The organism is Methylobacterium terricola (assembly GCF_006151805.1).
GTDB lineage: Bacteria > Pseudomonadota > Alphaproteobacteria > Rhizobiales > Beijerinckiaceae > Methylobacterium > Methylobacterium terricola.
In genome coordinates this window covers 260,088-266,840 of sequence record NZ_VDDA01000007.1, presented here as the reverse complement: position 1 = coordinate 266,840, position 6,753 = coordinate 260,088, and the positions used below count along the sequence as shown (strand labels likewise).

General features: G+C 72.5%; 7 protein-coding genes. 6 read left to right on the top strand and 1 reads right to left on the bottom strand.

Annotation, left to right across the window (positions count from 1 at the left end; genetic code table 11):
- Positions 1-168: 168 nt before the first annotated feature.
- Complete coding sequence (locus FF100_RS18070) at positions 169-1,335, top strand: amidohydrolase (protein WP_139037063.1); 1,167 nt, start codon at positions 169-171, stop codon at positions 1,333-1,335.
- An 8-nt stretch (positions 1,336-1,343) separates the two neighbouring features.
- Here the strand turns inward: FF100_RS18070 and FF100_RS18065 are convergent, their stop codons facing one another.
- Positions 1,344-2,249 carry a DMT family transporter gene (locus tag FF100_RS18065; RefSeq protein ID WP_139037062.1) on the bottom strand — a complete coding sequence of 302 codons (906 nt, stop codon included), beginning with the start codon at positions 2,247-2,249 and terminating at the stop codon, positions 1,344-1,346.
- Positions 2,250-2,356: 107 nt separating this feature from the next.
- Here FF100_RS18065 and pdxR point away from each other — a divergent pair, with 107 nt between their 5' ends.
- The 5 genes from pdxR to FF100_RS18040 all read left to right on the top strand — a co-directional run bounded on the left by pdxR (position 2,357) and on the right by FF100_RS18040 (position 6,716).
- Positions 2,357-3,835 carry a MocR-like pyridoxine biosynthesis transcription factor PdxR gene (gene pdxR, locus FF100_RS18060; protein ID WP_139037061.1) on the top strand — a complete coding sequence of 493 codons (1,479 nt, stop codon included), beginning with the start codon at positions 2,357-2,359 and terminating at the stop codon, positions 3,833-3,835.
- A 393-nt stretch (positions 3,836-4,228) separates the two neighbouring features.
- On the top strand, positions 4,229-4,549 hold the full coding sequence (locus FF100_RS18055) for an ArsR/SmtB family transcription factor (protein ID WP_425463324.1): 321 nt from the start codon (positions 4,229-4,231) through the stop codon (positions 4,547-4,549).
- The gene (locus tag FF100_RS18050; protein ID WP_139037060.1) at positions 4,546-4,902 is read left to right on the top strand and encodes an SRPBCC family protein; all 357 of its coding nucleotides are present in this window, start codon (positions 4,546-4,548) and stop codon (positions 4,900-4,902) included. Before FF100_RS18055 ends, FF100_RS18050 begins: the two co-directional genes overlap by 4 nt.
- 228 nt (positions 4,903-5,130) lie before the next feature.
- Positions 5,131-5,742 carry an ATP-dependent Clp protease proteolytic subunit gene (locus tag FF100_RS18045; RefSeq protein WP_139037059.1) on the top strand — a complete coding sequence of 204 codons (612 nt, stop codon included), beginning with the start codon at positions 5,131-5,133 and terminating at the stop codon, positions 5,740-5,742.
- 98 nt (positions 5,743-5,840) lie between these two features.
- The gene (locus FF100_RS18040; RefSeq protein WP_139037058.1) at positions 5,841-6,716 is read left to right on the top strand and encodes an alpha/beta fold hydrolase; all 876 of its coding nucleotides are present in this window, start codon (positions 5,841-5,843) and stop codon (positions 6,714-6,716) included.
- The last annotated feature ends 37 nt before the right edge of the window (positions 6,717-6,753 follow it).

Here is a 6,753-nt window from a genome sequence, read left to right as displayed (position 1 = left end):
CCCGCGTCTCCTCGCCGAGGCGGGCGGTCCGGCGACGACGCCGTCCGGCGCGGCGGGCCTTGCCGGCCTGCTGGCGGTCCTGGCCGATCCGGCCCGGGCGGCGGATCTGCGCCTCGACCGGGACAGCCGCATCCTCGTCCTCGTCACCGAAGCGGCGCTGGAGGGGGCATGACGACGATTGATCCGGCCGCCTTGCGGGACATGGTCGCCTGGCGGCGCGACCTCCACGCCCATCCCGAATTCGGGTTCGAGGAGCGGCGCACCGCCGCCTTCGTGGCGGGACGCTTGCGGGATTTCGGCCTCGACGTCGCCGAGGGGATCGGCGGCACCGGGGTGGTCGGCACGCTCCGGCGCGGCAGCGGCCCCCGGACGATCGCGCTCCGCGCCGACATGGACGCCTTGCGCATCGCCGAGCAGGGCACCCACCCCCACCGCTCGACGGTGCCGGGGACGATGCATGCCTGCGGCCATGACGGCCACACGGTGATGCTGCTCGCCGCCGCCCGGGTGCTCGCCGCCGAGGGCGGGTTCGACGGGACGGTCCGATTCCTGTTCCAGCCCGCCGAGGAATGGGGCCGCGGCGCCCTCGCGATGCTGGAGGACGGGCTGCTGGAGCGGTTCCCGTTCGAGGAGATCCACGGCCTGCACACCCTGCCCGGCCTGCCCGTCGGCCATCTCGAGACCCGCCCCGGGCCGATCATGGCGGCGGAGGACAATTTCGAGATCGTGCTCCGGGGCGTCGGCGGCCACGCCGCCCGGCCGCACGCGACGAGCGAGGTCCTGGTCGCCGCCTGCGCCACCGTGATGAACCTCCAGACCATCGTCTCGCGCCGCCTCGATCCGGCGGAGACCGCCGTGGTCTCGGTGACCGAGCTGATCGCCGACGGCACCCGCAACGCCCTGCCCGGCCAGGCGCGCCTCCTCGGCGATGCGCGCAGCTTCCGGCCCGAGGTCAGCGCCGCGATCGAGCGGCAGATGCGTGTGATCGCCGAGGGCACGGCGCTGAGCCACGGCGTCACCGCCGAGGTCACCTATACCCGCGAGTTCGTGCCGCTCCTCAACGATCCCGCGCTGACCGAGGAGGCGCTCGCCGCCGCCCGGACCGTGCTCGGGCCGCAGGCCGTCGCCGTCGCGCGGGCGCCGATGACCGGATCGGAGGATTTCGCCCGCTTCCTCGCCCACGTCCCGGGGTGCTTCGTCTTCCTCGGCAACGGCGAGGATTCGGCGCCCCTGCACAACCCGACCTACGATTTCGACGACGCCGCCCTGCCCCACGGCGCGGCCTATCACGTCGCCCTGGTCCGCCGGCGCCTGCCGTTCGTCCCCGGGGCCTGATGCGGCGCTCATCGCGCCCGCGATGACCCGCCGACGACGAGGCCCGCCACGATCAGCGCCGCGGCGGCGGCGAGCGTCGGGCCGATGCGCTCGCCGAGCAGCAGCGCCGCGCAGGCGATGCCGACGAGGGGCGTGGCGGTGAGGCCGAGCGCGGTGGTCACGGCCGGCAGGCTCCGGTTCACGACCGCCATCGCCCCGTAGCCCAGCACGGTGCCGACGAGGCTGCTCGCGAGGAGCAGGGCGACGATCTCGCCCGTCCAGGCGAAGCGGGGCGGCCCGTCGCGCCACAGGGCGAGCCCGGTCAGCACCAGGGCCGCCACCAGGGCCTGCCAGACCAGGAGCTGGAGCGGGCCGGCGCGCCAGGGGCGTGACCGGATCAGCACGATGTTGGCCGCCCATGCCACGGACGCCGCCAGGACCAGGGCGCAGCCGGTCACCGTGTCGGCCCGGCCCCAGTCGAAGGCCGCCGGGTTGAGCAGCACCGCGAGGCCGGCGAGCCCGAGCCCGACTCCCGCGAGGCGGCCCGGACCCAGCCGCTCGCCGAGCGCCAGCGGCGCCATCAGGGCGACCCAGAGCGGGGTGGTGTAGCCGAGCACGATCGCCTGGCTCGCCGGCAGGAAGGTCAGGCCCGCCCCCGACAAGGTCGAGAACGCGACCATGTGCAGGAGCCCGGTGCCGGCGATGGCCGGCAGGTCGCTGCGGGGCGGTCGGACCAGCCGGCCCGAGGCGGCGAGGATCACCAGCACGGCCGCGAAGGCGATCCAGCAGCGCAACGCCGTGGTCCAGAGCGGCGGCACCGCCGCGACCAGCAGCTTGGTGACGGACCAGTTGCAGCCCCAGGCCGTGACGACGACGGCGAGGACGGCCAGGGCCTTGGGCGTCGAGACCTGTGGTGTCGGGAGACTCGGGGGCATGCCGTCATCCTTCGCCCCGGCAGCCTTGATCCGGGGGCGGCGACCGGCATAGCGTCAGACTGGACCTCGTCCGAGATCCGCTTCCGCCATTCCCGGGGTACCAGCGGATGACGGCCGTCCTCGCCGATCTGGTTGCGCTCGACCCGTGTCGCGGGCGCGGCCTGTCGGCCGATCTCACCGCGCAGCTGCGGGACCTGATCGCCCGGGGCCGGCTGGCGCCCGGCGCGATGCTGCCGTCGAGCCGGCTTTTCGCGCAGGATCTCGGCGTCTCGCGCAACACCGTCATGGCGGCGTGGGAGCAACTGGCGGCCGAGGGCTACCTCGTCGTGCGGCAGGGCTGCCGACCGGTCGTGGCCGCGCAGGGCGGCTTCGCGCCGGGGCCGGCGCGAGGCCCCGACGATCTCGGCCGCAATGGCCTTGCGGCCGGGCCCGCGCTCTCGGCCTGGGCCGCCGCCCTGCCGGCCGCGCCGGCGGAAACGGGCTTGCGGCCCTTCCGCACCGGCTTTCCCGATGCGCGGGAATTCCCGCACGCCGCCTGGGCCCGCTGCCTGCGCGAGGCCGCTCGCCGGCCTCCGCCCGGGCCGCCCTTCGTCGCCAACAGCCCCGCCCTCCAGACGGCGCTGCTGGACCATCTCGCCGCCGCCCGCGGCGTGCGGGCGTCGCCCGATCAGGTCGTCCTCCTGCCGAGCGCCCGGGCCGCCCTGGCGCTGATCGCCGCGATCCTGCTCGATCCCGGGGACGAGGCCTGGATGGAGGATCCCGGCTATCCGGGGTCCTGGGCCGCCTTGCGGGCGGCCCGGGCGCGCATCCGCCCGATTCCCGTCGATGCCGGAGGCCTCACCCTCCCCGAGGACGGGCCGGCCCCGAAGCTCGTCGTCACGACACCCTCGCACCAATTCCCGACCGGAGGCCTAATGCCGCTCTCCCGGCGGCGCGCCCTCCTGCGCCGCGCCGAGGCGGCGGGCGCGATCGTCGTCGAGGACGATTACGACGGCGAGTTCCACTTCGACGGCGCGCCGGTCCCCGCCCTCCAGGCCCTCGACGAGGCCGGGTGCGTCGTCTACGCCGGGACCTTCTCCAAGGCGACGCTCCCGGCGATCCGGATCGGCACCATGGTCGTGCCACGGCCCCTTCTCGCCCCGGTGCTGGCCGCGCAGCGCCAGCTCGGCCTGTTCGCGGCCTCCCCGGTCCAGGACGCGCTGGCCCTGTTCCTCCGGCGCGGGCATTACCGGGCCCATGTGCGCCGGGTGCGCCGGCTCTACCGCGAGCGGCGGGACCGCCTCGTCGCGGCGTTGCGCGCGCACTGCGCCGACCGGCTGGACGTCGCGGCGCCGGCCGGCGGGCTCCAGCTCCTCGCGACCTTGCGCGACGGGGGCGACGACGTGGCGGTGGCGGCCCGCGCCGCGACCCGCGGCCTCGACGTGCTCCCCCTGTCCCGGCTCCATGCGGGACCCACCGACCGGGCCGGCTTGCTCCTCGGCTTCGCCTCCTGCCGCCCGCAGGAGCTTGATGCGGCGGCGATGCGGCTGGCGGAGGCGCTGGCGGTCGGGGATGCCGATCCGGATCTGGTCGGCTCGGCCGTGTGATACGGTTTCCGCCTGATCTGTCATTCAGTCAGCAAAGCGCGGGATCCCCTCTCCAGGCGATGCCGGGCTTGCCCGGTATCGCTGCAAGGTGTGGGGTAGGGGCGATCGAAGATCGCGCGAGGGTGATACGGGTCCGTATGAAGCGCCCAGTGTCGACCTGCCAGCACGACGGTCACAGCTTTACATTGCAGTGTGTCACCCTCACGCGGGATCTTCGATCCCCCGGCCCCTCTTCCACTCGGGAGAGGGGAGACGCGCTCTCCTGTCTTCGGGCAGATCAACTGGAACTCGTATGACGGGCTGCCGTCCTCGCACCCGCGCACGGCGGACGATGCTCTCGCGCCACGCGGCCCGCAGTCCGGGCTTGCGGTTCACATAAGCATCTGCTTATCTATGGTCATGGTCGAGGACGACATCTTCCGGGCCCTGGCGGACCCCACCCGACGCGCGATCTTCGAGAAGCTCGCGGACGGGTGCATGAACGCCAGCGCACTCCGCGAGGGCATGGCGATCAGCCAGCCGGCGATGTCGCAGCACCTCGCCGTGCTGCGGGGCGCCGGGCTCGTGCGCCAGACGCGGCAGGGTCGTTTCGTGAACTACGACGTCGATCCGGCCGGCGTGGCACTCATCGCGCAATGGCTGGCGAAGTACCGTGCCTACTGGCCCGCCCGCGTCGACGCGCTCAAGGCCGTGCTGAAGGAGATGGACCAATGAGCGACCCGGCGCGTCACGAGCCCGGCCCCGGCATCGAGCAGGCCTACGCGCTGAGCGAGCCGCCCGAGAAGGTGTGGCGTGCGCTCAGCCTCCCGGCGCTTCGGGAGCATTGGCTGCCCGAGGCGGCCCTGGCCGCGCCCGAACCGATCGCCGTCACGCCCGGGCGCGAGGTCAGCTACCGGATGCGCGAGGCCGTCCCGCCCTACCTCGAGAGCACGGTGACGTTCCGCATCGCCCCGAACGGCACGGGCGGCACCTGCCTGCGGATCATTCACGAACTGACGGATGCCCGGTTCACGCATCTGACGAAGGCCGCCGCGAACGGCAACGCCCCCCGGTTGCGCGCGGCCTGACACCGCGCGTCCTCATAAGATCCGATGGCGCAACGCTGCTTGAACCCTCGCTTCTGCATCATTCGCCGAACCGGTCACCGCTTCAGCGAGTGATGTCGAGAGCATCGCCCGATCGCTTTGCAATCAGACGCTCCTCTCGCTCGTCGATTTTGCCGCATTTTCTGCGACGAACCAATCTCCTTCGTCGGAAGATGCTCCAGCCTCATCCCGGAAGATCGGAGGTCGCCGATGCGCGACGCGATGCAGCTCGTCCCCATGGTCGTCGAGCAGTCCAGCCGCGGGGAGCGGTCCTTCGACATCTATTCCCGCCTCCTGCGCGAGCGCATCGTCTTCCTCAATGGAGAGGTGAACGACACGGTCTCGGCGCTGGTCTGCGCCCAGCTCCTGTTCCTGGAGGCGGAGAACCCGACGCGGCCGATCCACCTCTACATCAACTCGCCGGGCGGCGTCGTCACGAGCGGGTTTGCGATGTACGACACCATGCGCCACATCCGCGCCCCGGTGCACACGCTGTGCATGGGAATGGCCTACTCGATGGGCTCGTTCCTGCTCATGGCCGGCGAGCCCGGGCAGCGGGCCGTGCTGCCCAATGCCAGCATCCTCATCCACCAGCCTCTGGGCGGCTACAAGGGACAGGCGTCGGACATCCTCATCCACGCCGCGGAGACGCTGCGGACCAAGCAGCGCATGACGCGGCTCTACGCCGAGCATTGCGGGCGGTCCTACGAGGAGTTCGAGCGCGCCATGGACCGCGACCGCTTCATGACGGCGGAGGAGGCGCTCGACTGGGGCCTCGTCGACCGTGTCCTCGCTCCCGCGCCGGCAGGCGGCCTCGCGTAGGTCGCACGGACCACGAGGGCCGCGCCTGAGACGTCCGCGCTGGAGCGGCAGGCCAGGAACGAGCGTCAGCGCGCCCGACCGCGTCGAGGATCGACACGATGCGCATCGCCGTGAACGGTGTGCGGCTCTTCGTGGATGTCGCGAATCTCGGCCTCGTGCCGGACGGCGACACCATGCGCGAGAAGCCGGCGCTCCTCATGCTGCACGGCGGGCCGGGCTGGGATCACACCGGCTTCAAGGAGGCGTTCGCCAGCCTCGGCGATGTCGCGCAGGTGATCTTTTGCGACCTGCGCGGCAACGGCCGCAGCGAGGGCAACGATCCCGCGACCTGGACCCTGGCGCAGTGGGCCGACGACGTGAAGGGTCTCTGCGACGCGCTCGGTCTCGTCCGCCCGATCGTGTGCGGTCTGTCGTTCGGCGGCTTCGTCGCGCAAGCCTACGCCACCCGCTACCCCGACCACCCGGGCAAGCTCACCCTGCTCAGCACGGCCGCCAGGATCGACTTCCCGACGATCTTCGCCGCGTTCGCGCGTCTCGGCGGCCCCGAGATCGGCGCGCTGGCCGAACGCTACTGGATGAACCCGACCCCGGAGGGACGGGCCCGCTACCTCGAGCGATGCCGGCCGTTCTACCGGCACCGGCGCGACCGGCCGCCCCCGAATCTGTCGCGCATCATCATGCGGACGGAGGTGGCGTTGCACTTCAACGGGCCCCGCAACGAGCAGGGGCGGTTCGACTTCCGCGACGGCCTCGCCACGCTGCGCTGCCCCGTGCTGCTGATGGCGGGCGAGCACGACCCCATCGTGCCGATGCCCCTGGCCGAAGCGACGGCCGCGGCCATTCCCGCCCACCTCTTGCGCTTCGAGCGTCTGGAGCAGTGCGCCCACGACATCCATGGGGACGATCCGGAGAGGGTGTTCGGGGCCATCCGCGACTTCATCACGGCCCCACGCCCGTCCTCCATCGACGGTTGAAGGAACCCCCTCGTAACGCTGCGCCGCGCGCGTCTTG